This window comes from Shewanella sp. T24-MNA-CIBAN-0130 (genome assembly GCF_040310185.1).
Lineage (GTDB): Bacteria > Pseudomonadota > Gammaproteobacteria > Enterobacterales > Shewanellaceae > Shewanella > Shewanella psychromarinicola.
In genome coordinates, this window is sequence record NZ_JBEOPP010000350.1 from 1 (window position 1) to 264 (window position 264).

Here is a 264-nt window from a genome sequence, read left to right on the forward strand (position 1 = left end):
CGCTGAATTAAGCCAAACCCTTGAGGCGAGTTGTCCATAAAGGCACTGACTTGCAATTGCTTTGGATTAGCTAGCGGACGCCATAAACGTTCACCGCGACCATTTAAGATCAATAGCGCATCAGAATCATGCACTTCGGGTCTAAAATCATCGGTGTTTTGGCGACCATTCATTGAATGTAAAAACATACTGGTGCTAGGCGCTAAGCCAACTTTAACTAAATCCACGCGTGGAAATAAGGTCGCTTCCACATCGATATGGGTG

Annotated in this window: 1 protein-coding gene; it reads right to left on the reverse strand. The window is 45.5% G+C overall.

Going from position 1 to position 264, the window contains the following annotated elements:
- A partial coding sequence (locus AAEZ02_RS22685; protein WP_351125334.1) for a glucan biosynthesis protein occupies nucleotides 1-264 on the reverse strand: 264 nt, incomplete at both ends.